The sequence below is a fragment of the Allocatelliglobosispora scoriae genome (assembly GCF_014204945.1).
Classification (GTDB): domain Bacteria; phylum Actinomycetota; class Actinomycetes; order Mycobacteriales; family Micromonosporaceae; genus Allocatelliglobosispora; species Allocatelliglobosispora scoriae.
In genome coordinates this window covers 730,573-752,859 of sequence record NZ_JACHMN010000001.1, presented here as the reverse complement: position 1 = coordinate 752,859, position 22,287 = coordinate 730,573, and the positions used below count along the sequence as shown (strand labels likewise).

At 71.8% G+C, this 22,287-nt stretch carries 19 protein-coding genes; 8 read left to right on the top strand and 11 right to left on the bottom strand.

All coding sequences use genetic code 11. The features are described from left to right. Positions 1-207 precede the first annotated feature (207 nt). From F4553_RS03480 to F4553_RS03455, 6 genes are read left to right on the top strand one after another with little or no spacing between them, the layout of a single operon-like run. The gene (locus F4553_RS03480; protein WP_184831919.1) at positions 208-1,854 is read left to right on the top strand and encodes an acyl-CoA dehydrogenase family protein; all 1,647 of its coding nucleotides are present in this window, start codon (positions 208-210) and stop codon (positions 1,852-1,854) included. 9 nt (positions 1,855-1,863) lie between these two features. Then, on the top strand, positions 1,864-3,120 hold the full coding sequence (locus F4553_RS03475) for a cytochrome P450 (RefSeq protein ID WP_184831917.1): 1,257 nt from the start codon (positions 1,864-1,866) through the stop codon (positions 3,118-3,120). A gap of 32 nt (positions 3,121-3,152) precedes the next feature. After that, positions 3,153-3,419: an acyl carrier protein gene (locus tag F4553_RS03470; protein ID WP_184831915.1), complete on the top strand. Its 267-nt coding sequence runs from the start codon at positions 3,153-3,155 to the stop codon at positions 3,417-3,419. Between the two features lies 1 nt (position 3,420). After that, on the top strand, positions 3,421-4,416 hold the full coding sequence (locus tag F4553_RS03465; protein ID WP_184831913.1) for a beta-ketoacyl-ACP synthase 3: 996 nt from the start codon (positions 3,421-3,423) through the stop codon (positions 4,414-4,416). Between the two features lie 19 nt (positions 4,417-4,435). Then, positions 4,436-5,575, top strand: coding sequence for an FAD-dependent monooxygenase (locus F4553_RS03460; RefSeq protein ID WP_184831911.1), 1,140 nt, complete (start codon positions 4,436-4,438; stop codon positions 5,573-5,575). A gap of 12 nt (positions 5,576-5,587) precedes the next feature. Further along, positions 5,588-6,610 carry a beta-ketoacyl-[acyl-carrier-protein] synthase family protein gene (locus F4553_RS03455; RefSeq protein WP_184831909.1) on the top strand — a complete coding sequence of 341 codons (1,023 nt, stop codon included), beginning with the start codon at positions 5,588-5,590 and terminating at the stop codon, positions 6,608-6,610. 61 nt (positions 6,611-6,671) lie between these two features. On the opposite strand, the gene F4553_RS03450 is transcribed toward F4553_RS03455, so the two are convergent. From F4553_RS03450 to F4553_RS03410, 9 genes are all read right to left on the bottom strand, one after another. After that, entirely contained in the window at positions 6,672-8,021 is a 1,350-nt protein-coding gene (locus F4553_RS03450; protein WP_184831907.1) for a LamG-like jellyroll fold domain-containing protein, read from the bottom strand. Between the two features lie 119 nt (positions 8,022-8,140). Continuing rightward, the gene (locus F4553_RS03445; protein WP_184831905.1) at positions 8,141-8,818 is read right to left on the bottom strand and encodes a hypothetical protein; all 678 of its coding nucleotides are present in this window, start codon (positions 8,816-8,818) and stop codon (positions 8,141-8,143) included. Between the two features lie 171 nt (positions 8,819-8,989). After that, complete coding sequence (locus F4553_RS03440; protein WP_184831903.1) at positions 8,990-10,873, bottom strand: hypothetical protein; 1,884 nt, start codon at positions 10,871-10,873, stop codon at positions 8,990-8,992. A gap of 181 nt (positions 10,874-11,054) precedes the next feature. Further along, positions 11,055-12,320, bottom strand: a complete 1,266-nt coding sequence (locus F4553_RS03435; protein ID WP_184831900.1) for a hypothetical protein — start codon at positions 12,318-12,320, stop codon at positions 11,055-11,057. Positions 12,321-12,343: 23 nt separating this feature from the next. Beyond that, positions 12,344-12,838 carry a hypothetical protein gene (locus F4553_RS03430; protein WP_184831898.1) on the bottom strand — a complete coding sequence of 165 codons (495 nt, stop codon included), beginning with the start codon at positions 12,836-12,838 and terminating at the stop codon, positions 12,344-12,346. A 29-nt stretch (positions 12,839-12,867) separates the two neighbouring features. Next, positions 12,868-16,140, bottom strand: coding sequence for a CHAT domain-containing protein (locus tag F4553_RS42205; protein WP_184831896.1), 3,273 nt, complete (start codon positions 16,138-16,140; stop codon positions 12,868-12,870). A 209-nt stretch (positions 16,141-16,349) separates the two neighbouring features. Continuing rightward, the gene (locus F4553_RS03420; protein ID WP_184831894.1) at positions 16,350-17,675 is read right to left on the bottom strand and encodes an SMI1/KNR4 family protein; all 1,326 of its coding nucleotides are present in this window, start codon (positions 17,673-17,675) and stop codon (positions 16,350-16,352) included. Positions 17,676-17,788: 113 nt separating this feature from the next. Further along, complete coding sequence (locus F4553_RS03415; RefSeq protein WP_184831893.1) at positions 17,789-18,400, bottom strand: C39 family peptidase; 612 nt, start codon at positions 18,398-18,400, stop codon at positions 17,789-17,791. A 160-nt stretch (positions 18,401-18,560) separates the two neighbouring features. Then, entirely contained in the window at positions 18,561-19,652 is a 1,092-nt protein-coding gene (locus tag F4553_RS03410) for a hypothetical protein (RefSeq protein ID WP_184831891.1), read from the bottom strand. A 158-nt stretch (positions 19,653-19,810) separates the two neighbouring features. Here F4553_RS03410 and F4553_RS03405 point away from each other — a divergent pair, with 158 nt between their 5' ends. After that, positions 19,811-20,659, top strand: a complete 849-nt coding sequence (locus tag F4553_RS03405) for a hypothetical protein (protein ID WP_184831889.1) — start codon at positions 19,811-19,813, stop codon at positions 20,657-20,659. Positions 20,660-20,820: 161 nt separating this feature from the next. Then, positions 20,821-21,288 carry an iron chaperone gene (locus F4553_RS03400; protein ID WP_184831887.1) on the top strand — a complete coding sequence of 156 codons (468 nt, stop codon included), beginning with the start codon at positions 20,821-20,823 and terminating at the stop codon, positions 21,286-21,288. Positions 21,289-21,328: 40 nt separating this feature from the next. Here the strand turns inward: F4553_RS03400 and F4553_RS03395 are convergent, their stop codons facing one another. Beyond that, complete coding sequence (locus tag F4553_RS03395; RefSeq protein WP_184831885.1) at positions 21,329-21,805, bottom strand: SRPBCC family protein; 477 nt, start codon at positions 21,803-21,805, stop codon at positions 21,329-21,331. Next, the gene (locus F4553_RS03390) at positions 21,802-22,152 is read right to left on the bottom strand and encodes an ArsR/SmtB family transcription factor (RefSeq protein WP_184831883.1); all 351 of its coding nucleotides are present in this window, start codon (positions 22,150-22,152) and stop codon (positions 21,802-21,804) included. The genes F4553_RS03395 and F4553_RS03390 overlap by 4 nt, the downstream gene beginning before the upstream one ends. Positions 22,153-22,287 lie beyond the last annotated feature (135 nt).

The following is a 22,287-nucleotide window of genomic DNA, read 5'->3' as shown; positions in this document are numbered from 1 at the left end:
TCCGCGCGGCCGGGTCGCATCCCGCCCGAGTTGAAAAGGTCTTCCGGCAGGCGGAAAGCGTTCTTGCCTCAGCTCACGGCCGGTGCGACCGTCGGATCTGAGCTGCTATTCGGGGTCCGCCGATGAGCAGTTCCCCTGCGGCCGACGGATGCGGAGCACGCGTATGCATCTCCCGAGAGGCCGGGCACCCTGCCGACGGTGTCCGCGATGACCGACGACGCGCCGACGCTCTTCGCGGGCCTCCGAGCCGGCCGGATCGACGACGACCTGCTCGCCGGTTTTCCGCTGCAGAACAGCGCGGACCTGGCCGCCGGGCAGGACTGGGTCGCCCGGGCGGGTGCCTTCGCCGACGGGTTCGTCGATGCCGACGAGATCGATCGCAGCGGGAAGCTGCCCGTGGAGCTCCTCGATTCCCTGCGTCGTGAGGGCCTGCTGGCCGCCGGGTTGAGCCCTGAGCTGGGCGGTGCCGGGCTGTCGCCGTACAACGTGTTCCGCATGGTCGCGGCGGTGAGCCGCCGGTCCATGCCGGTCGCCCAGATCATCGCGGTCCAGGCCGGGCTGGGGGCGGGCGCGCTGTATCCGGCGCTCCCCGCCGGCCCGCTGCGGGACATGGTGCGCGAGCGGATCGGCGCCGAGGCGCTGTCCGGATTCGGCGACACCGACGGGTCGGGTCAGAACAACAGGTTGCCCCGGATGACCGCGACCCGGGTGGACGGTGGCCCCGACCTGGTCCTGCGTGGAGAGAAGCTCTACACCGCCAACGGCCCCGTGGCGGATCTGCTCGCCGTCTCGGCGGTCCTGGACGGCGCGGTCTGCGTCTGCTTCGTCGACACGGCCGCCGCCGGATTCAGCGTCGACTCCACGGTCGAATTCGTCGGCAGCAAGGGACTGCCCAGCGGGGTCCTGCGTTTCGACGGGGTCAGGGTGGCGGGGGAGCACGTGCTGTCGGATCACGTGGGGCAGCTGCGGCTGCCTCCGCTGATCAACGCGATAGCGTTCCTCGGCCGGATCTACTTCAACGGTGCTCCGGCGATGGCGATCGCCCGCAACTGCCTGGAGTGGTCGCGCGAGTTCGTCAACCGGCGCAGCATCGACGGCCGCCCGCTGTCGGGCTACGACCGGATCCAGCGCATGGTGTCCGCGACGATGGCCGACGTCTACGCCATGGACTGCCTCGCCCGCTGGTGCCTGATCGGCTCCGGGCTCTCCGGCCGCTGGCTGGAGCGCTTCGTGGCGAAGAACGCGCTGACCCGCACGGCATGGCGGGTGGCGGACCGCACGGTCTCCCTGCTGGGCGCGGAGGGACTGGAGACCGCGGACAGCAAGCGCCGCCGAGGTGCGGCGCCGCTGCCGGTGGAGCGGGCACTGCGCGACGCCAGGATGCTGCGGGTCGCCGGCAACGTCGACTTCCAGCTCGACAACCAGGCCGCTCAGCTCATGCTGGCCGATCGCGATCCGGACGCCCGCTCGGACCGTCGCGCAGCGCGGCTGGACCTGTCACCCCGGAACCAGGCCCACCTCGACGAGGCCAGGGGGCACGCCCGCCGGTTCGGCGAGGCGATCGCCGGCGCGGCCGCCCGGCACGGCGTACTGGCGCCGCACGCCGACCAGGAGATCCGCGTGACGCTGGGCCGGCTCGTCGCCGAACTGGTCACCGTGTGCGCGGTGCTGGGCAGAACCCATCAGCTCGGTACGCCGCAGGCGCAGGCCCTCGCCGACGTCTACTGCACGGGCGCCCGGCACCGCCTGGCGGGCCTGTGGCGCAGGCTCCGCCCGGGCGAGGAGCCGGACTACGCCGTTATCAGCGCCGGTTGGCTGGACGGGTCGTCCTTCGAGTTCCTCGGCGCAGGGTGAGGAGGGCAGATGGCAGGCGAGCAGCGCAACGGTCCCGACGGACTGCCCGACATCCTCGGCGGTGTCGATCTCGCCGATCCCGGCAGCTTCGCCGCGGGCGTGCCCTACCCGCTGTTCGCCGCGCTGCGCCGGGACGCCCCGGTGCTGTTCCACCCGCACGGGCCGGACCGCGCGAGCGGATTCTGGGTGCTGACCCGGCACGCCGACATCACCGCCGCCGCAGCCGATCCCGTGTTCTCCGCCGAAGGCGCCCCGGAGCGCGACGGCGGGGGAACCCACCTGGAGGACCTGCCTCGCGGGCTGCCCACCGGTGCCGTGGTCTTCATGATGGACGATCCCCGGCACGGCCTGATCAAGCAGGCGCTGCAGCCCCACCTCGACGGGCCGGCGGTTCCCGGCCAGCCGGCACTGCGCGTCCACGCCGAGGAGCTGGTGCGCCGCGCCGTGGCCGCGGGTCGGGCCGACGCGGTCGGTGCGATCGCCGAACCGTTCGCGCTGCGGGCGGTGTGCGGGCTGCTCGGCGTGCCCCGGCGGGACGAGCCGCGGCTGGGCGGGTGGTCGCGTGAGGTCCTCGGGTTCACCGACCGCCGCACCGGCCGGGCCGACCCTCGCTCACGAGCCGTCTTCGCCGCGATGCGGGAGTACTTCCAGCACCTCCTCGACGGCGAATGGCGGGCGCACTCCGGCGGTCTGGGACCGCTCATCGCGGCAGGCACCATCCCGGGCGGCTGCCCGCTGTCGCGGACGGAGCAGGAGATGCACGCGGCGGTGCTGTTCGTCTCCGGGTTCGAGCAGCCGCGCAACACCATCGCCGCGGCGGTGGCGGCATTCGCGACGCACCCGCGGCAGTGGCGAATGCTGAGGTCCGACCGCTCCCTGCTCACCGGCGCCATCGAGGAGGTGCTGCGGTGGGCGCCGCCGAACCCCTACAACCGGCGTACGGCGACCGCCGACGTCCTCCTGCGCGGTCAGCTCATCCGGGCGGGCGACAAGGTGACCCTCTGGTGGCCCTCGGCGAACCGGGACCGCGAGGTGTTCGCCGATCCGGACGTGTTCGACATCCGCCGCCGCCCCAATCCGCACCTCGCCTTCGGCTCGGGCACGCACGCGTGCTCGGGAGCCGCGTTCGCGCGGACACAGCTCCGGCTCGTCCTCAGCGCCCTGCTCGACCAGGTCGAACAGATCCAGCTGACCGGGCCGGTCGTCCATGCCCCCAACAACAAACACACGGTACTGCTCGACGTGCCGATCGAGCTGGTGCGGTAGCGCCGGTCGGCGATTCTCAGAAGGGAAGCCCTGTGTCCTCGAACGCCACGCTCCGCCTGGAGAGCATCCAGGAACTCGCCAACATGGGCCGCACCGGTCAGCGGGTCGTGATCGATCAGTCGATGCTCGACGACGACTTCGACGATCTCGGAGTCGACTCCCTGGCATTGATCGAACTCGTCGACCGCATTCAGGAGGCCCACCGCGTGCGGGTCGACGACGACGAAGTGTCGACCCTGCGTACGCCGCGGCTGCTCCTGGCCCACGTGAACGGACTTCTGAAGAGCCGGGCCCGCTGACATGCGTACGCTGACCGGCGGACCAGGTCGGCAGGCGGGCATTCTGGGCGTCGGAGGCTACCGTCCCGAGCGCGTCGTCACGACCGGCGCTGTCGCCGACCGGCTGGGCGTCTCGGCGGAGTGGGCGATCTCGCGGACGGGCATGCGCCAGCGGCACCGGGCGGGCGAGGAAGAGACGCTGGCGATGATGGCCACCGCGGCGGCGTTGCGGGCGCTGACCGCCGCCGGGCGCCGGGGAACCGATGTCGACTGCGTACTGGTGGCGACGATCACCAATCCCACGCCGACGCCCGCGATAGCACCGCAGGTCGCGTACAGCCTGGGTACGCCGGCGGCCGGATTCGACGTGAACAGCGCGTGTGCGGGCTTCTGCCACGCACTGGAACTGGCCCGGGTCCTGATCGCGGCCGGGTCCGCCGACTGCGTCGTGGTCGTCGGCGCCGACCGGATGCTCGACATCGTCGACCCCGACGACCGCAACACGGCCGCGTTGTTCGGCGACGGCGCGGGTGCCGTGGTCGTGGCCGCCGCACCGCAGTGCGGCATCAGCCCGGTCGTGTGGGGCAGCGACGGCGCGAAAGCCGCCGCCCTGGAGGTACGCCCGAGCAGCTTCGCGTTCGCCGCGACCCCGTCGTTGGGACGGCCCTGGCTGCAGATGGACGGCACCGCCGTGGCCCGGTGGGTGGCCGCGACGGTTCCGGCCGCGGTCGAGGCCGCCCTCCGGCGGGCAGGGGTGTGCTGGCAGGACGTCGCGGCATTCATTCCCCATCAGGCAGGCGGGCGGGTCATCGATCGGGTGGTCGGCCAGCTCGACCTGCCGGAGCATGTCGTGGTCGCCGACGACCTGCGCACCACCGCCAACACCTCGGCGGCGTCGGTCCCGCTGGCGCTGGCGAGCCTCATCGAAGCCGGCCGCGTCCACCGCGGCGAGCTCGCCGTCCTGATGGGCTTCGGCGCCGGCCTGGCCTACGCCGGCCAGGTCGTGCGCATCCCATGAGCAGCCGGAGGTGGTGCCCGTGAAAGGGCGGATCGGTATCGTCGGCGGCAGCATCGCCGGCTGCGCGGCGGCGCTCGGCGCCACCCGCGCGGGATACGACGTGACGCTCTTCGAGCGCGCGACGGATCTCCGCGACCGCGGCTTCGGCGTCGGCATGCCGAAGGCCGCCTACGAGGAGCTCACGGCGGCCGGGTACCTGGACGCCGCCCTGCCCGTCCACCCGGTGACCCACCGCCTGTGGATCGTCGCCGAGCCCGGCGAGCCCACCGGGCGGGTGCTGTGGCGGCAGCCGATCCCGGCGATGGCGACCAGCTGGGGCCGGCTGTGGGGTGCCCTCGCCGACCGGGCGGTGCCGCACTACCGCGCCGGAACGCGTGTCACAGCGGTGAGCGCCGACGGCGCCGTCACCACCGAGGACGGGCTCACGCACGCCTTCGACCTGGTGATCGGCGCCGACGGCCACCACTCCCGGACGCGGTCGGTGATCGACCCCGGCCCTCCCGCCCGCGAAGCCGGCTACTCCCTCTGGCGCGGCACCATTCCGCAGGAGCGGTTGCCGCGATCACTGCGGCCGATCGTGGAGTCCTCGTTCGTGACCGGTGTCTTCGACGGCGGGCACGCGGTCTTCTACCTCATCCCCTCCGACACCGGCGGGCGCCGGCTGATGTGGGCGGTCTACGGCTGCCCGCCGGGAGCGGATCCCGCCGGTGAGCCGTGGGCGACGATCGAGCGGGTACTACCGCCGGCCTGGGCTGAGGCGTGCCGGGAGTCCGAGACGCCGGTCGTGCATCCGGTCACCGACCGGGCGGCGGCCACCTACGCCGCCGACCGGGTCCTGCTGATCGGCGATGCCGCGACGCTGGCGCGCCCGCATACCGCATCGGGCGCGGTCAAGGCGATGCTCGACGCCGCCTGCATCGAACGCCTGCTCGCCGCCGGCACCGATCTGCGCGAGGTGCCGGTGCGCTACGACGCCGAACGCCGCCCGGCCGGCAACCAGCTGGTGGAGATCGGCCGCAGGCTCGGCGGCGCCATGGTCGACCGCACTCCGCCGTGGGGGTCGATGACCCCCGAAGACCTGTCGGACTGGACCGCATCGGTCCTGCGCGGAGACAGCCACTACCTCTACTCCCCGGGTCCGCCGGACCCGGTCAACTAAGCGGAGGCCGCCATGCCCGTCATTCACCGTCCCGTGCTCGCCCTTCCCGACAACGAGGTCGCCCTGGACGAGATCCTCGAACACCTGGAGCGCGCCTACGCCCATACGCCGGATCTCGACCGTGCCCTGCGCGTGGTCCGTGCCTGCGATGTCAAGACCCGCCGGTACGCCAGGCCGCTGGACGAGATGGCGGGCGCATCGCTCGGCCGGCGCGTCGAGTGGCACTTCGCCGACAGCTGCGACCTGGGAGAGACCGCAGCCCGGCAGGCCCTCGCCGAGGCGGGTCTCACCCCGGCGGATGTCGGCGTCCTGATCGCCGTGACATCGGCGGGCTACCGGATGCCGGGCCTGGACATCGCCCTGAGCGAGCGGCTCGGGTTGTCCAGCACCACCCGCCGGATGCCGGTGATCTCGCTGGGGTGCGCCGGGGCGGCGTACGGGCTGGACCGGGCGGTGGAGCAGGCCACCCTCCGTCCCGATCAGGTGGTCCTGGTCGTCTGCGCGGACATGTTCCCGTCGTTCTTCCACCCCGACGACATCGAGCTGGACTCCATGATCTTCCGCGGTCTGATGGCGGACGGCGCGGCCGCCTGCGTCGTCCGCGGCGGCGAGAGCGACCACGGTCCGTCCATCACCGATTCGTGGCACTACACCCCGCCGGGGACCTCCGACATCGTCGGCTACCGGCTGGACGGCGACGGCTTCCACGGCTTCAATTCGGCGCGCCTGTTCTCCGCCATCGCGACGTTCCTCCCTCATCTCATCGACTGGTTCGGCGGGCAACCGGACTTCGTCGTCCCGCACCCCGGCGGGCCTCGGATCCTGCGGATGCTCGCCGCGGCCCTCCCCAACGGACCAGCCCTGCTGGAGAACGCCCGCCGGAGCCTCGCCGAGCACGGCAACATGGGCGCGCCCTCGACGATGGACATCCTCGCGCGCACCTTCGACGATCCGCCCGCGCCCGGAAGCCGCGGAGTGCTCATCGGCATCGGGCCGGGCATGACGATGATCGCGTGCCGGACCACCTGGCACTGAGCCGTCGCGGGAGCTCCCGACCCGGATAGCGGTCCCTGGAGCACCCGCGACGGCACAGCCGTCACATCGCGGCGTAGTGCGCCGCGATGCGGGTGCCGGAGAGCTCCTGGCCGTAGACGGCGACCTTCCCGATCGCGCCCTGGAAGTAGGACGCGAGGTCGCGGGTGCCGATCCGCAGCGGCGCGGTGCCGTTGCCGGGGATGATGCCGTAGTCCTGCAGGCTGTCCTGGTCGCGCAGGACGCCGTTCTTGTAGACCTTGGTGTAACCGGTGGGGTAGCCGCTCACGCTCTGGGTGTTGATGACGAGCGTGTAGTGGATCCACTGCCCGGCGGTGACGGTGTCCTGGAAGTAGCTTCCGGCGCCGAGGCCGCCGCCGAGGTTGAAGGAGTAGCCCGAGATCCGGTTGGGCCGGTTCTCGCTGTTGGTCAGGGAGTAGATGCGGGCCGTGTACTCGTGCTGGCCGGCGGTGCCCTTGCCCAGCCAGTGCACGTAGCCGGTGCTCTCCTGGTGGGCAAATTGCAGCACGTCCGGCCGCAGCCACGCCTCGACCGTGATCCGCCCGGTCGTCGGGATGCTCAGGTAGTCGCCGTCGGCGATGGACGCGTACTGGCTGCTGCCGTTGAACGTGGTGGCCGGATCGCCGTTGGGAAGCGTGGTGGTCGCGGGAGCGCCGGTGTAGGTGCCGGTGTGGCCGTTGCCGCTGGAGTCGGCGACCGTGCTGCCGCCGTCGCCGAGGCGCCAGTAGCCCACCGGCGCATCCGCGAGGACGGCGGTGTCGTAGGCCGAGGTCGTGGGTGGAGCGGGGATGTCGGTGGCGACGACGTTGTCGTAGCGCACGTCGCCGTTGAACGACAGCAGGCCCACCTTGCCCGCCGTCAGCCCGGTCGTGGTCGTGCTGAGCTGCTCCACCCCGTTGACGCTCAGCGTGAGGCTGTTGCCGGTGACGGTTGCCGCGAACGCGTACCACGCGCCGGTGGTGAGGGCGAACGCCTTGCTCGCCACGGTGGTGAGCGTTCCGCCGACCTTCTTGCCTATCCGGAGCTGGCCGTCCTCGTAGATGAACAGGTAGTAGTTGTTGGTGTCCGTGTAGCGGGCCATCAGCCCCGCCGTCCGGGCGGTCGGCGTCGCCCAGCTCGCGACCTTGATGTCGGCCCGGACCTCGACGTTGGTCGAGGTGGGGTCGCCGACCACCGCGCGGGCCGCGCTCGACGTGGTCCGGTAGTCCTTGGATCCGTCGGAGATGACCGTATAGGCGCCCGTCGGCACGGTGAAGCCGTCGGCGACGGAGTCCTCGAAGTTCTCGTTCACCGATGTGGCGGCCGCGGCCGGTTGCGGATTCGCCAGCATGGCTGCCACGGCGATGCATACCGCGGCGATGACGCCTGTTCTGCGGCCAGTACTCGTCTTCATGGCACTCCCTTCCTCCCGTCGAGGAGATCAGCGCCATCGGGCGAGGTAAATACGGCAGCGGGATGATCCCGGTGACCGCCCTACGCCGGAGGGTGTATTCCGGCGTAGGGCCGGTGCTCTCAGCCGAACAGGACGGCGATGTCGGACTGGAATCGCGGGATGAGCTCGTAGTGCGTGTCGAACTGGCCGCTGAAACCGGCCACGCTGACGATCTTGCCCACCGCGAGCCCGGACAGGTCGATGCCGGGCTGGGTGCTGACGAAGACCGTGAGCTCGCCCGATCCGTCGTCGACGAGGAACTTGTAGCCGTAGGGCAGGTCCGACTCGGGCGCCTGGGTGACCCGGCCGACCACGCGTACCAGGCTTCCCTCGCTGGTCTCGTCGACCCGGCCGGTGGCCCGCCAGGCGGGCAGGACCGCCAGGCCCTTGCCGTGGACCGCGACCTGGGTGGCGGGGTCGGCGGGGACGAGGATGAGCAGGCCGTAGCTCTCCTGCAGGGTGCCGGTCACCCGGACCTGGTCGCGGGGCGCGATGGGCAGGGCCACCGACACGCTGACGTAGATCCCGGCGGTGAGGTCCTGCAGCCCGAATCCCTTGTCGAAGGAGCTGGACTCGAGCCAGCCCGCGGGGGTCGTCGCGGTTCCCTTGACCGTGACGACGGTGCCCAGCGGCAGGGTCCGTGCGCGGGCGATGGAGACCGCCTGGAGCTGCGTGGCCGCGGCCGATGCGGGCACCGCGATGCCTACGGAGCCGAGCGCCAGCACCACGATCAAGGCGCTCCGCCGGAATAGGGACATGAGGATTCCTTCCACGTCGGACAGAGGATGTGCGGGTACGGCCGGAGGTTGCTCCCCGGGACCCACCGTGTGACCTTAACACTCACATCCATCGATGCAATCGTGAAGAAGCCTCAGGTCATGCGGGGGTGCGGGACGGCGGGATGAGCCCGTCGCCCCGCACCCCTCGTGCTAGGGGATCGCGTTGAAAGCGGCGTTGAGCGTGTTGGCGAGCTTGGTCTGGCCGGCCGCGCTCGGGTGCGGGGAGCCGCCGATCGCGGTCACCTGGATGTCCGCCGCGACGAAGGCGGGCGCGGCCTGGGCGCGTACCTTCGCGTTCGCCGGGATCCCGGCGATGATCGCCGCGTTCATGGCGTTGATCAGGGCGGTCACCGCCCCGACCCACATCGGATCGATGAGGGGTACGAGCAGCGGCGTCGCAGCGGGTGGCAGGAAGGCCACGATCCAGGCCGGCGCGTAGGCCCGCACCATCGTCCACGCGAAGTTGCCGATGTCGATGTTGGCCGGGTTGATGTTGTAGTAGAGCATCCAGACGAACTTGTCGGCTCCGGCGGCGAGGATGGCGGCGACGGTCGCCCGGACCCCGGCGGTGATGCCGGCGGCCTGCGCCGGGCCGTCATAGCGGGGAACGCCGATGCGGTGGAAGAAGTCGGCCATGAACGGGATCGGGTTGCGGACCCGCAGGACGCAGCTGCCGCCGTTGGTGACGATCCCGGCCCGCCCGCCGACGGCGGCCCAGTTGATGCTGCTCAGCGGGATGATGGTCTGCTGGGCGAACTCCAGCGCCCGGCACTTGATGAGCTGGCTCAGTACCGAGGTCCAGTTGGTGTTGTTGATCCCGCCGGTGCTCACGTGGTAGGCCTTGTGCCCGTCGGCCTTCGCCTTGACGATGCGGGCGGCGGCGAGCGGCACGGGGGAGACGGCCCTGGCCCACGGGTTGGTGCAGGCGTCCCGGGTGCCCGCGGCGGCGCCGAGCATCTCGGTGGTGCCGAAGCCGGTCCGCGCCATGTTGTGGTAGTCGATGATGTTGGGGTTCAGGCCGAAGTAGCGCCCGGCATAGCTGAATCCGCCGTGGTTGCCGGTCAGCCCGCGCGCGTCGGCGGAGGTCTGGTTGCACACGCCGGTGCCGTACCCCCACTGGTGGTGGGCCGAGGTGACCGAGTCGCCCGTGGCGGTGAGCACGATCGCGCCGCCGGGGTCGGGGATCTTCTTGGGGTCGCGGCAGTCGATCCGGTCCTTCTTGGCGTCGTCGAGCGGGCTGCCGGTCAGGACGACGCAGCCGGACGGGGCGGGCGAGCTGCTGGTGGGGGACGGGGTCGGGCTCGACGCGCTGGGTGAGGGCGACGACGACGGGCTCGTCGAGGGCGACGTGGTCGGGGACGCGGTGGGGGAGCCGGAGGGGCACGGCGACGCGGACGGGGACGGGGAGTTCGTCGCGCTCGGTGACACGCTCGGCGACAGCGAGGGTGACGCGCTCGCCGACGGCGAAACGGTGGCGGTGGGGGACGCCGGGACCGACAGCGTCGGCGCCACCGTGGCCGTGGCCGTGGTGGTCGGCAGCGCGGCGGTGCCGCGGTCGGCACCCGGTGGGGCGATGGTCTGAGTGGGCTGGATCGTCTTGATGATCGTGGGTGTCGGCTTGACGGTCGCGCTCGGCGACGGCGACGCGGTCGGGGAGGGGCTCGCGCTGGTGCTCGCCGACGGCGACGGGCTCGCCGTCGGGGTGGTGGTGGCGGTGGCGCTCGGCGACGGCGAGCCGCAGTTGGCCCGCTCGTTGCGGACCTCCTCCAGGGCGGCGAGGACATCGTCGGGAAGCGGCTCGCCCTCGGGGATGCACGGGTCGAACACCCACTGCGTGCCCTCGAGGATGCGCTCGCACGGTGCGGCGAGCTCGGTGACCGACTGGGGGAAGGTGCGGGTTTCGGGCGCGGGTGCGGCGGTGGCCTGGAGCGACACCGCCATTAGGGCGGCGGCGGTGGTGGCGGAGACGAGTGCGGCGGCTGCCGCGCGCAGGCTGCGTGATCGCAGGTGGGGACGGAGGCGGAGAGGAAGCATCGGCTGGACTCCCGGGAGACCGGCCCGGCTCGTGGCCGGACATCGACAGTTAATCGAGTATGTTCGATCTGTCGATGTCCGGTTGCGGCCACTTCCGGCGCCGGGAACTGCCGCTGGCCCTGACCACCCGAAGAGTGCGTGTGCCACGATGCCCGCCTGCGCGGCGGTACCCCGAAAGGGATCAGAGGATCTCGCGGGCCTCGATGCCCAGCGCCAGCAGCGCGGCGCGAGCCGCGGCACGCCACCCGGCGGCATCGGCGATCCGGTCGCTCGCCGAGCCGAGGTGCACCGCCACCGTGCCGTCGGGCGTCTCAGCGGCGAGGGCGTTGAGCCGCTCCGGTACCTCGAGCGCGTCCGGATGCTGCATGCCGAGGTTCAGGAAGACCGCGCTCGCGGGCCCGGGCGCGGTGACGAGCGCTCGCGGCAGGACACCCACATGCGACGCGGTCGTGACCGGGTCGCCGGCGCCGAGCGCCGCCTGCGCCACCGGACGCAGCACGGAGGCGGGCAGGTAGGGCACGATCGGCAGCATCGCCACGAACGCCGCGTCCTGCCCGCTGCGGGCCACGAGGACCCGCTTGATCTCGGCCCGAATGAACGCCACATCCCGGATCTGGTCGGCCGGGAGGTCCAGTTGCACGGTGGTGAGGGCGTTGGCCGACACGTCGTCGCCCTCGGTGCGATCGTTGACCGGGATGCCGACGATCGCCGTACCGTCGGCGGTCACCCGGCCGATCGCGGCCGCGACCTGCGCGGCGACGGAGACGAACAGCGCGTTCGAGGAACCGCCCAGCGCCGCGGCGGCGGCGTGCCACGCCGACGAGTCGACCAGCGCCACCAGGGTGTGCGGACGGGGACGGGAGGTCATCCGCGGTGCCGGACCGCCGTCGCCGGAGCCGGTCGCCCGGGCGGCGGCGATCGCCGCCCTGATCCCGGCGGGCAGCCCCGTCAGCGCCTCTCGAACCCCGGTCAGCAGACCCGGGCCGCGGCCCGCGTAAAGGCTCGGCGCCCGCCGGCCGGCCGAGGTCAACGCGTTGATCAGTCCCACGCCGTCGGTGAGCGCGTGCGAGACCACGAGCGTCACGGCGTGCCCGCCGTCGGTGAACGGCCGCACGGCGAGATGCCAGGGCGACGACGATGGCAGGACCGGCACCCGGCCCCGGGCGTCCACCCAGTCCAGCACCGCCGACCGGTCGACCGGACCGGGCTCGACGACGACCTCGGGCACCGACGCCAGGGGTCCCCAGTGGTCCCGGCCGCCCAGCACCCGTGCGGGCAGGACCACCCGGCCGAGCTGGCTCGAGGCGGCGAGGCGGTCGGCGAGCGCCCGTATCCGGCCGATGTCCGGGGAGCCCTCGATCAGCCAGGTCACCTGCGCCAGCACGACGCTGCCCACGGCGTGCTGGGCGCGATACGCGGCGATGTCGAGAAGGCTGAGGGGGATCATGGCAGCACTCTCATGAGCGGCCGCTAACGGCCGAGGAACGGCAGGATCATCCGCAGCACCTTCTCCAGGTCGCGGATGCCGCGGATGTCCACGCGGACCTTGCTGGACTCGCGGTCGCCGTCGCGCTCCTTCTCCACCGTCACCAGTGGACGCAGGATCGCCGCGGACACCGAGATGGCGAGCGACGCGACCGCGATGGAGGTGCCGAAGTCCAGCGAGGTCTCGCGCTCGTCCAGCGACGCGATGGCGTCGGCGACCTGCGGCGCGGTCTGCGGTACCTCGGCGACGAGCACCTGTAGCAGCCGCCGCGGCGAAGCCGGCTCGGCCGGATCGGCGGCGATGCCGGCCTGCTGCGCGACCCCGCGCAGGAACGCGATGTCCCCCGGCTGCCGTGCGTCGAGGTCGATCACGTCCGGCAGCTGCCCGTCCCGCAGATCCGCGAGCAGCAACAGCTCCCGCAGCACCTCGGCCACCTCGGGGGCGCCGAGGTCCGCTACACGATCGTGGATGTTCGTCACCAGGCGACCCTTCGATAGGAGGTGTGTTCTCAGACGCCGACCATGCTCAAGGCCGCCCAATGGTAAGGGTGCGACCACACGTCGCCGAATTCTCCGCTGAACAGCGTGTACTGCGCCCTGGACCACGCCTGGTGCTTGTCCATCCCGCCGCGCAGCCACAGCTCGTAGAATCGGTGCAGCAGCGCGGTCGACGAGGCGAGGTTGATGTCCCACATCGGCGACAGGACGGTCCGCGCGCCGCTGCCCAGCACCGCCCGGTTGAACCCCCACAGCTCATCGCCCTCGGCGACCATCACCCGGCCCAGCGAGCACGCCTGCACGGTGACGTGCTCGGCCGAACCCCTGCTCGTCACCAGGTCCAGGCCGCGCAGCAGCCTGCCCTCATGCGCCTGTTCGCGATCGGGCAGCCGGTCGCCGTCGCTCAGCGCGAGGCCGGACCGCATCACCTGCGCACCATCCAGGTGTACGCCGTGCGCCAGCACGTGCTGCAGCCGCACGCCGCTCGCCCGCAGGACATGCTCCGGCGTCGCCTCGACGCCGAACGCGGTGTGCAATGTGGATGCGGCGGGACCCAGCACGGCGCAGATCCGGTCGTAGGCCTGCCGGAACTGGTGGGGGTCGTCGGAGCTGCTCGGTGCCGCCGACACGAACATGTCGTTGAAGCTGCCCCAGGGCTGCGCGGCGGTCCGGTCGAGCAGGAGCCGCAGCAGGCTCAGGCTCGGCACCGAGCACAGTCCCGGCCAGGCTCCCGGACGCCGCTGCCAGAGCGCCGGAAGCAGGAGCAGCTGCAGCGGCACCTGGTGCCACGGCCCGTGCGGGGACACGACGACCAGGTCCGCGCCGCCGAGGTCGTCGAGGATCGGGGCGAACTGCTCCGCGAGGTCGGTCAGCGGTCGCAGGAACGCCGAGTCGTAGCGGCCCGGCCGCCGAGGATTGATCTTCGGGTAGGCGCCGGTGCCGGAGAAGTGCGCCTGCAGCCGCATCGCCAGCTCGCGGACCTGACGCGTACCCAGCAGGGGCAGGATGTGCGTACGCGGACAGGATGCGGGACCGGCGACGACCGTGACGTAGGTGTGCCGGGCGGACGCGTGCAGGGTGACCAGCGCACTCCCGGCGGGCAGCCGCCGCCACAGGTCGGCCAGCGCCTCGGGGGTGAGCTGGGCGCCGGACTCGACCGGACCCGGATCGGTGTCCACGAGCGCGGCGGTCAGCCGCCAGGCGGTGACCGAAGGCTGCTGCGCCTCCGCTCGGCCGCCGTGGGCCTCGGTGTCGGCGAGGATCAGCCGCTGGTCGATCTCGCTGAGCAGCAGCTGCCGGCGCGTTTCGCGGGCGAGGGCCGCGCCGACACCGAACTGCGGGTGCCGCATCGCGTCGACCTGGAGATCCAGGTCCCGCCTCAGGTAGCGGCTCTTGGCGTTGTCGACCAGGCACAGCACCAGCCATCCCGCCTCGCGGTCGCCGGGCGGGGCCAGGGCGATCAGCGGCGTGACCGTGTCGACGGCGAGCCAGCCCTGGACCGGGCGGTCCGGCGCCAACGCGGTGGGAAGCGCGTCCCAACCCTTGGCCTGCAGGAAATGCGCCTCGGCGGCGAAATGGAAGGCGGCGTCGCGCGGTCCGTGCTCCGCGGCCACGACGGCCAGCAGCATGCGGTGCAGGAAGGTCATGACGAGGCTCGGGAACGGCGCCCGGTACTTTTCGCGATCGTCCGACGCCCAGTTCGCCAGCCAGCGCCGGTACTCCTCATCGTGGCGGCCGAGCTTGAACAGGGCCAGCAGCGTGTGGACGAGGCCGGTGGTGTGCAACACCTCCACGTCGGAGAACCCGGGAGCCTCCATGAGCGCCTGCAGGTCGTCCAGCGCACCGTCGTGGTCGCCGAGCAGGTCCCGCACCCGGGCCCGGCCGAGGGCCACCCGCCACCGCGACTCGCGGACCCGGTCGGGGGGCATCCGGCGGAAGAGGGCCTCCGCCCGCTGGAGCTGATCGTCGGCCCGCTCGGCGTGATCGCGGGTCACGTCGTCCAGGTCCGTGCTCCCGGTGAACTCGTCGCCGGCGCAGAACGACAGCAGCGCGAGACCGTAGCTCAGCCGCAGCTGCGGCTCCTGCACCCCCTCGAACCGGCCGTAGTCCTCGATGGCCCGGCGGTAGTGGCCGATCGCCTGGTCCGGCCAGCCCAGAGCCTCCGCCGACGATGCCGCGTACCAGGAGGCCATCCGCGCCCGGTCGGTGAACCCGTGCTCCTGCGCGAGCGCGGCGAGCCGACCGCCCAGCCACTCGGCGTAATCGTGCTCCTCCGCCTTCGCCAGCGCGATCAGGATCTGGACGCCGAACCCGACCGCGTCCCCGGCGGTGCCCTCGTGCTGGAGGTCGGCGAAGTGCAGGTAGTAGTAGAACGACCGCATGGCCAGCCGGGGCCTGCCCTCGGTGAGGTTCACGGCCATCTCGTGCAGGTGCAGCTCGGCTGAGGGCTCGTCGTCCCCGGCCCGCCGGAGGTAGTCCTCGGGCTCCATGCCCGGCGGCAGGTGCCCGATGGTCTCGAAAGGGCTCCCCGCCACATGGGCGACGACGGGACGTTCGCCGGCCTCGTTGGCGACGCTGATGCGGATGCGGCCCTCGTCGAAGTTCAGGGTGACGATCGTGTCCCGGATGACCTCCTCGGCGATGCCCTGATGGTCCTCGGCCCGCGGCACGTAGGCCACGATCCGGACCCCGTCGGGCATGGCGATCTCGAGCCCGCCGTGCGCCGATCGGTGTATCCACAGCGGAACGTCGTCCCAGTTGCCGAACCCCCGGCGTGCGGTCGCCAATGCCCGCCGGAAGAACCAGCGAGCCGGCAGACCGCCGGTCCACGGCATCGACACGTCCGACTGCGCGGTCAGGCAGACCAGCCGTGGTTTCCCGACATAGCCCCCGCTGAGCAGGTACGCGGTGTGCGGCACGTTGAACATGCCGTCCGCCTGCGCCACCAGGGCCACGGGCGGGCCGAAGGCGGCCAGGATGCCGGGAGCGAGGTCCTGCGGCGCGGCGGGCTGCGGCAGGTCCACCCAGCAGGCGATGAACGACGTGCCGCCCTCGTCCGCCGGCCCCGCCTCGGTGAGGAGCCACACCCGGTCCGGATGGTCGACGCCCATCGTGGACTGGGTGTCGATGATGACGGCGAACCGATCCGGTGCGATGGCCGGTGGCGCGGCGGTCGGCGTCACGGTGGCGACATGCCTCAGGAGGCCGTCGTGTTCGGTCGCGTAGAGATGGACGAAGACGCCCGGCGAGCCGGCGTCGGTGAATGTGCCCGCAAAATCCGCCACGGCAACGTCCTCTCCCCGATCACGATAGCGCTCGGACGGCGTCGACCGGCACATCCAGGCGTTCGATTCCGGCCAGGGCCGGGCACGTCGGCACGTCCGTGCGGATTACACGGTCGGCACATTCGCATGAATGTTCGCCATGTGACTGCGGCAGGTCAACCCATCGAGCGGTGTGACTGATGAGGTGTCCGAACCGGAGCCCTGTCGGGCTACATAGGCCGGATCTCGGTCACCTCGATCGCCGGGAGGTCCCACGCCGCGAGCAGGTCGTTGACCACCTCGACCGTCGCGGCCCAGTCGGCCCGGCCGATCAGCCCGGCGGCGAGCAGGTTCGGCGGGACCTGCCCGGCACGGATCAGCTCCTGCCAGCCCGCGATGTCGAGCTGCAGGTACTCCAGCGCCGGCAGCCCGGTGATCGCGGCCAGGTCGGCGATCGTGCCCGCTCCGCCGACCAGGGTCCGCAGTCGGCCGTGGCCGGCGAGCGGGGAGAGGTCGACCGGTTCGAGCGCGGAACCGGTGAACAGCACCTCCGTCTCCGGTCGGACGTCGGCGACCGTCTTGCCGCTGCGAGGTCCGACCCGGACCACCAGCGCACCTTGCGGACCTGGGCCGGACATCCCGGCCGGGCGCCGGGTGAGCAGCTCGGTCAACGAGGGCGCGACCCAGCTCGCACCCATGGTGGTCTCGTGGTCGACGAAGAGCACCTGCCCGACGGTCCCCTGTGGACCGGGTGCGAGGTCGACCACGTAGAGGTTGCCGCCCCAGTCGTCACCGATGACGAACCATGCCGGTGAGGTGGCGAGCGCCTGCACCCGCTCGTGCGGGTCGGGTGCGACGGCCTCGGTGGCGCCGTAGGCCCAGGACAGGTACCGCTGCGGTGGTTCCAGGTAGGAGCGCGCCGCCGCGTCGTCCAGCGGCATGATCTGGAAGCCGTAGAAGAGGTCCTCGTCCGTCGGCTGCATGATCAGCTCGCCGCTGCCCGCGGCGAGGTAGAGGGCGCGCACATCGTCGGGGAGCCGAGCGCCGAGCCCCGACTCGGCCGCCGCCAGCGCCGACGGATCGGCGGGCTGCGCAGCAGGGAGCAGCCGGCCGACCAGGGCGGTCACCGCGGCCGGGTCGGCGCCCGGCGACACGGCCGCACCGTCGTGCCGCACCGGCACTCGCCGGTAGGGCTCCGGATCCGCTCCGGCGACGAGCAGGACGGTCTCCAGGATGTCGTGGCCCATCCCGAAGGTGAGCTGCGGGCTCGCCGCGACGATGCTCACGGTGGCCGCGCCGGACTCGTCCGCCACTGCCCGCACCGCGACGGGCGCCCCGTCAACCAGTGCCGACAGCGGCCGGAGGGCGTCCATCGGCCGGTCACCGCGATCGAGGTCCAGGCCTGCTCTGCGGGTGTCGCCGTCGTAAGCGATCGAGCCTCCGAACGAACCCCGGGCCAGCGTGCCGCGGAACTCGGCCTCTCGGACGCCTGGTGGGATGGTGCTGCGTAGCGCCATGACGAAGGGACGCCAGGCGTCCGGCTGGAATAGCGGCATCGGCGCATGCTAAGCCCTGTTCGGTCCGTAGCCGACGGCGGCACCGCGAACTGCTGGGACAGCCCGTCGCAGGGCGCCGACGGTGCCCTGCGACGGTTGCGGACAGGGCCCCGTCAGGCGGTGTAGCCGCTGGTGGACCAGATCCACCACGACAGGTTGGCGACCGTCATCGTGTAGCGGTGCCCGCTGCCGAGCGCGACGTCCTCGATCACCGCGTACGCGCCGGAGCTGCTGTAGCCCACGACGGTGAGGTAGTGGCCGTTGGGGTAGTTGTGGTAGACCCCCGCGGTGTCGGTGCGCCCGCCCCGGACGTTGAGGACGAGGGCGTAGTTGCGGTCGATGTCGAAGACGATGTCGGACTTCAGCAGGTTCTGCTCGGCGGCGCTGTTGTTGTTGACGACCTTGTGCTCGTACCAGTTGTTGACGTTGGCGTAGCTGTTGAGCACGGCCATCACCTGGGTGATCGAGTCGGTGCCCGCGGTGTCGGTGGGCAGCCGGGAGGCGAGCGTGGCCTGGGTGGGTGCGTAGCCGCGCACGGTCAGCGCGAGCCGGGTCGCGGCGGGTCCGCACCAGTAGCCGGTCTGCTGCGCCTGGAAGGTGTAGGTGGTCAGGGTCTTGGCGGTCGCGGCGTGCGCGGGGGACGCGCCGAAGGCGCTGATCGCGATGACCGCTGCGGTGGAGGCGAGGGCCGAGATGATGCCGCGGCGGCGGAGGGGTGTCGTCACCTGAGAACTCCTTCATGGAGGTGCGGATGCCTGAAGAAAATCTACACATCGGCTGGATTCAATGGAAGGTCTCATGGATTTCCGGTCGCCGGTGGTGGCCCGGGCCGATCTGGATCGAATGAGGACACGGCAGCGAAGCCGACCGCACAGGTGAGGCCCGTCAGCAGACGAGGTCAATCTCCAGGGACGCCACCTCGGCACCGGCGACCAGCAGCACGGTGGTCCGCATGTCGTCGTCGAGCCCCTCCTCCGGCGGCGGCCACGCCACCGGCAGGAAGCCCGCGACCGCGACCTGCGGGTCGTCGCCCAGCCGGGCGAGGACGAGGTCGGCCAGCTCGTCGGCGAGGAACGTCGAGATGTGCCCGTCGGGAACCTCCGGGAACTCCTCGATGCCGCTCCACTCGCCGTCGAACAGCTCGCTCAGGTGCATCCGCACCAGGATGCGGATGCCGGCCCGCAGGTCGGCGGCGGAGACGGGGCGGAACTCGTCCTCATCGGACTCCTCGCCGATCTCGGACCACCAGCGGGCAGCCGCGGCCATTGGGTCCCCGTCGCCGTCGTCGAGTCGGCCGATCCGGAACCGGAAGGTGACCGGGCTGCTGTTGTTCAACCACAGCATGTCGCTCAGCAGCGTCATGACGCAGGCGATCCGGGTACGCAGGACGGCGTCGGGACCGTCGGCCGCGAACGACGGCGGCGGCTCGACCTGCACCGCCGGGTTCAGGCTGACCCGCAGCGTGTTGCCGTAGGTGTCGCGGTGCAGCAGGTGCAGCGGCCCCTCGGTGCCGGTGGTGAGCCGGAGCAGGTCGCAGTACGGACCGGCGAGCTGCTCGGCGAGGAACCGCACCAGTGACTCCGCCCGCCGGTCGGGGACCGCCACCGTGTGGGAGATCAGGGTGACGAGCTCCGCCGCCGTCTCCGCATCGGTGCGGGCGGGCTGGTAGGACTGTCCAGGCCCGGGGGACACCCTGCTGGTCAGCACCGTCGCACCGGTGGCCTCGGGCAGGTCCGCGGCGACGGCGATCTCGGCCGCCGCAGGCGGTTCGGGCCACTGCCGGTCCTGGCGAGACGAGGTCCGTCCGGAGACGAGGACCGGCGCCCAGGCGGCAGCTGGCCGTGGCGACCACGTCGACAGCAGCCACACCGCGGCGATGAGCACCCACTGCTCGTTGGTCGGACGGCGGTCCGCCGGCCGTTGCACCGGGTCGGGCTGCCGGTACGAGGAATCGGTGTAGGCCGTGGTCAGGTCCACCGGTGCACCTCCACTGCGCCAGGAGAAACCACGAAACTACCCGCCTGCCGCGGCGGGGCGGAAGGCACCCGGCCGACAGCGGGCTGGGTCTCGCGGCGGATCCGGGGACGCGTACGATCGCCCTCGCCCCGAACCCCCCGATCTCATTGGACGTTGACGTGGCCGTCGATACCATCACCGACACCGAAGAGCCGGAAGCGAGCACGGGCGTCAAGACGGAGGTCTATCTGGGCCTGCTGTGGCTCGGCATCACGGTGTTCACGGCGTACGCGTCGCTGCACGGCGCGCCCGGCGGGACCGGAGCGCTCGGCGCGGCCGTCGCGGCGATGCCCGATGTCCTCAGCGCCTCGCTCATCACGGCTGCGTCGATCGCCGGTGCGGCCGCCTCCCGCTATGCCGGTGCCGGGCGGCGCCTGCTCGTGGGTTTCGTGGCCGGTGCCGCCTTCGGCCTGGTGACCGCCGTCGGGGTGCGGCTCGCCTACGGGCCGGGGACATCGGTCACGATGCTCGCCATCACCGTCGCGGTGGCGTGCGTTCTCGGCGGCGCGTTCGCGATACTGCCCGAGGGTGTGCTCGGCGCGAGCCTGTGGGCGATGACCTGGGTGCTCTTCGCGGGCCTGATCCTGTCGGTGCTCAAGCCGAACCTGCTGACGGTCCTCGGCGGCGGCCCCGCTGCCGCGCAGGCCGCCCAGGCGACGGCCGAGACCCGGTTCCTCTACCTGCAGCCGGTCGTCGCCGGGCTCCTCGCCGCGATGCACTCCGTCCGGGCACTGCGCGCGGACGACCCCGCGCTCTTCTGGTTCCCGGTCGCCGGGGCCCTGCCCGGCCTCTACCTCCTGGCGACCGAGGGCCTCGGCCACCTCGGCGGCACGTCGCTGTCGGCGACGCCCGACGGCGCGGTCGGCGAGGCCCTGCTCACCGATCCGACGAAGATCCGGTACGCGGTGATCGTCCTCGCCGTCGGCGGCCTCCTCGGCCTGCTGATCGGCGCCCGCCGCCCGAAGTAGGCGTGTCGGCACCGGGGTGCTGGGCCGTCGGCCGCCGCCTCGATATCGTCGCTGGTCTCACCCAGGTGAACGCCCGATCAGTTTCGGAGAAGCCACCGCCTCGGCTGCTCCCTCACCTGAAGGTCGTTTCCCACCACGACCCGCCGGGGGGCAGACCTGCCATGAAGGACACGAAGAAGGCCGCCACGAGCGCCACCGCGACCGCCAAGAAGTCCGCCCGCTTCACCGACGAGGAGCGCGACGCGATGAAGGAGCGCGCCAAGGAGCTGAAGGCCGCTTCGCGCCGCAAGGCCGGGCAGGACGAGGAGAACTCGGTGCTGGAGAAGATCGCCGAGATGCCCGGGCCGGATCGCGTCCTGGCCGAGCGGATCCACGCCATCGTCAAGGCCAACGCCCCGGCCCTCGCGCCGAAGCTCTGGTACGGGATGCCCGCCTACGCCAGGGACGGCAAGGTCGTCTGCTTCTTCCAGGCCGCGCAGAAATTCAAGTCGAGGTACGCGACGCTGGGCTTCAACGACACGGCGGACCTCGACGACGGCGTGATGTGGCCGACGGCTTTCGCGCTGACGGAGCTGACCGCTGCCGGCGAGAAGAAGATCGCCGCGCTGGTGAAGAAGGCGGCGGGCTGAGACCCGGATCGCCGGCACCGCGGCGACCCGGGTCGGCGGATCAGGCCGTGGCCAGCGCGTCGAGCTTGTCGAGGACCGATTCCCAGCCGTTGCCGACCTGATCGGCGACGTCGGGGTGCGCCGCGGCGAGGGCGTCGAGGTGCTCGTGCAGCAGGACCAGGCGGGTCCCGCCGTCCGGCGTGCCGTCCAGCGTCACGGTGAGCCGGGAGTCGAAGACCGGTCCGGCCTCGCGGTCGGGGCCGACGAAGGCCCACTGCCAGATGATGCGCCGGTCCGGGACGAGGTCCAGGATCTCGGCGTCGAAGCCGCCGCCGGGCTGCCCCGACGCGTTCTGCCAGATGCGGTAGCGCCCGCCTATTCGCTCGTCGACCTCGGCGCGGACGCACTCCATCGTCCCGGGTGCGAGCCACCGCTGCAGGATGACGGGGTCGAGCCAGGCGCGGTAGACCGCGTGCGGCGGGGCGGTCAGGACGCGTTCGCGCCGCACGGCGGGGACTGTGGCATGGCCGGTGTTCATGTCGTCTCCTCAGGGTTGGATGAGATCGGGTTCTCCAGGACCTGCTCCAGCGCGTCGAGCCGGGCGTCCCAGAACTGCTCGTAGAAGCGCAGCCACGCGCTCGCGCCGGAGAGCTGCTCGGGCCGCAGTCGGCACAGATGGCGGCGGCCGATGACGGTGCGCCGGATCAGCGCGGCGTCCTCGAGGACCTTGACGTGCTTGGACGCCGCGGCGAAGGACATCTGCAACGGGGCGGCGAGTTCGCCGATCGAGAGCTCGCTGCCGGCGAGCCGGCGCAGCATGTCGCGCCTCGCCTCGTGGGCGAGGGCGTGGAAGACCCCGTCCAGCACCGCCGAATCTTTAACCATACGGTTGAAGATAGTCGACGGCGGCGGATTGTTCAACCATTTCGTTGAACAATCCGCCGCCGAAAGCCTTTCGGTTGCTCCGTGATCGAGACATAGATGAACCCTTGCCGAAAAGGTTTTCGGCGTTCATCGTGT

What these genes read in the sequence shown, in the direction of transcription:
- F4553_RS03455 (WP_184831909.1), top strand. Translation starts at nt 5,588, where the DNA reads ATGCCCGTCATTCACCGTCCCGTGCTCGCCCTTCCCGACAACGAGGTC.
- F4553_RS03465 (WP_184831913.1), top strand. Translation starts at nt 3,421, where the DNA reads ATGCGTACGCTGACCGGCGGACCAGGTCGGCAGGCGGGCATTCTGGGC.
- F4553_RS03450 (WP_184831907.1), bottom strand. Translation starts at nt 8,021, where the DNA reads ATGAAGACGAGTACTGGCCGCAGAACAGGCGTCATCGCCGCGGTATGC.
- F4553_RS03390 (WP_184831883.1), bottom strand. Translation starts at nt 22,152, where the DNA reads ATGGTTAAAGATTCGGCGGTGCTGGACGGGGTCTTCCACGCCCTCGCC.
- F4553_RS03435 (WP_184831900.1), bottom strand. Translation starts at nt 12,320, where the DNA reads ATGATCCCCCTCAGCCTTCTCGACATCGCCGCGTATCGCGCCCAGCAC.
- F4553_RS03445 (WP_184831905.1), bottom strand. Translation starts at nt 8,818, where the DNA reads ATGTCCCTATTCCGGCGGAGCGCCTTGATCGTGGTGCTGGCGCTCGGC.
- F4553_RS03440 (WP_184831903.1), bottom strand. Translation starts at nt 10,873, where the DNA reads ATGCTTCCTCTCCGCCTCCGTCCCCACCTGCGATCACGCAGCCTGCGC.
- F4553_RS03420 (WP_184831894.1), bottom strand. Translation starts at nt 17,675, where the DNA reads ATGCCGCTATTCCAGCCGGACGCCTGGCGTCCCTTCGTCATGGCGCTA.
- F4553_RS03480 (WP_184831919.1), top strand. Translation starts at nt 208, where the DNA reads ATGACCGACGACGCGCCGACGCTCTTCGCGGGCCTCCGAGCCGGCCGG.
- F4553_RS03475 (WP_184831917.1), top strand. Translation starts at nt 1,864, where the DNA reads ATGGCAGGCGAGCAGCGCAACGGTCCCGACGGACTGCCCGACATCCTC.
- F4553_RS03395 (WP_184831885.1), bottom strand. Translation starts at nt 21,805, where the DNA reads ATGAACACCGGCCATGCCACAGTCCCCGCCGTGCGGCGCGAACGCGTC.
- F4553_RS03400 (WP_184831887.1), top strand. Translation starts at nt 20,821, where the DNA reads ATGAAGGACACGAAGAAGGCCGCCACGAGCGCCACCGCGACCGCCAAG.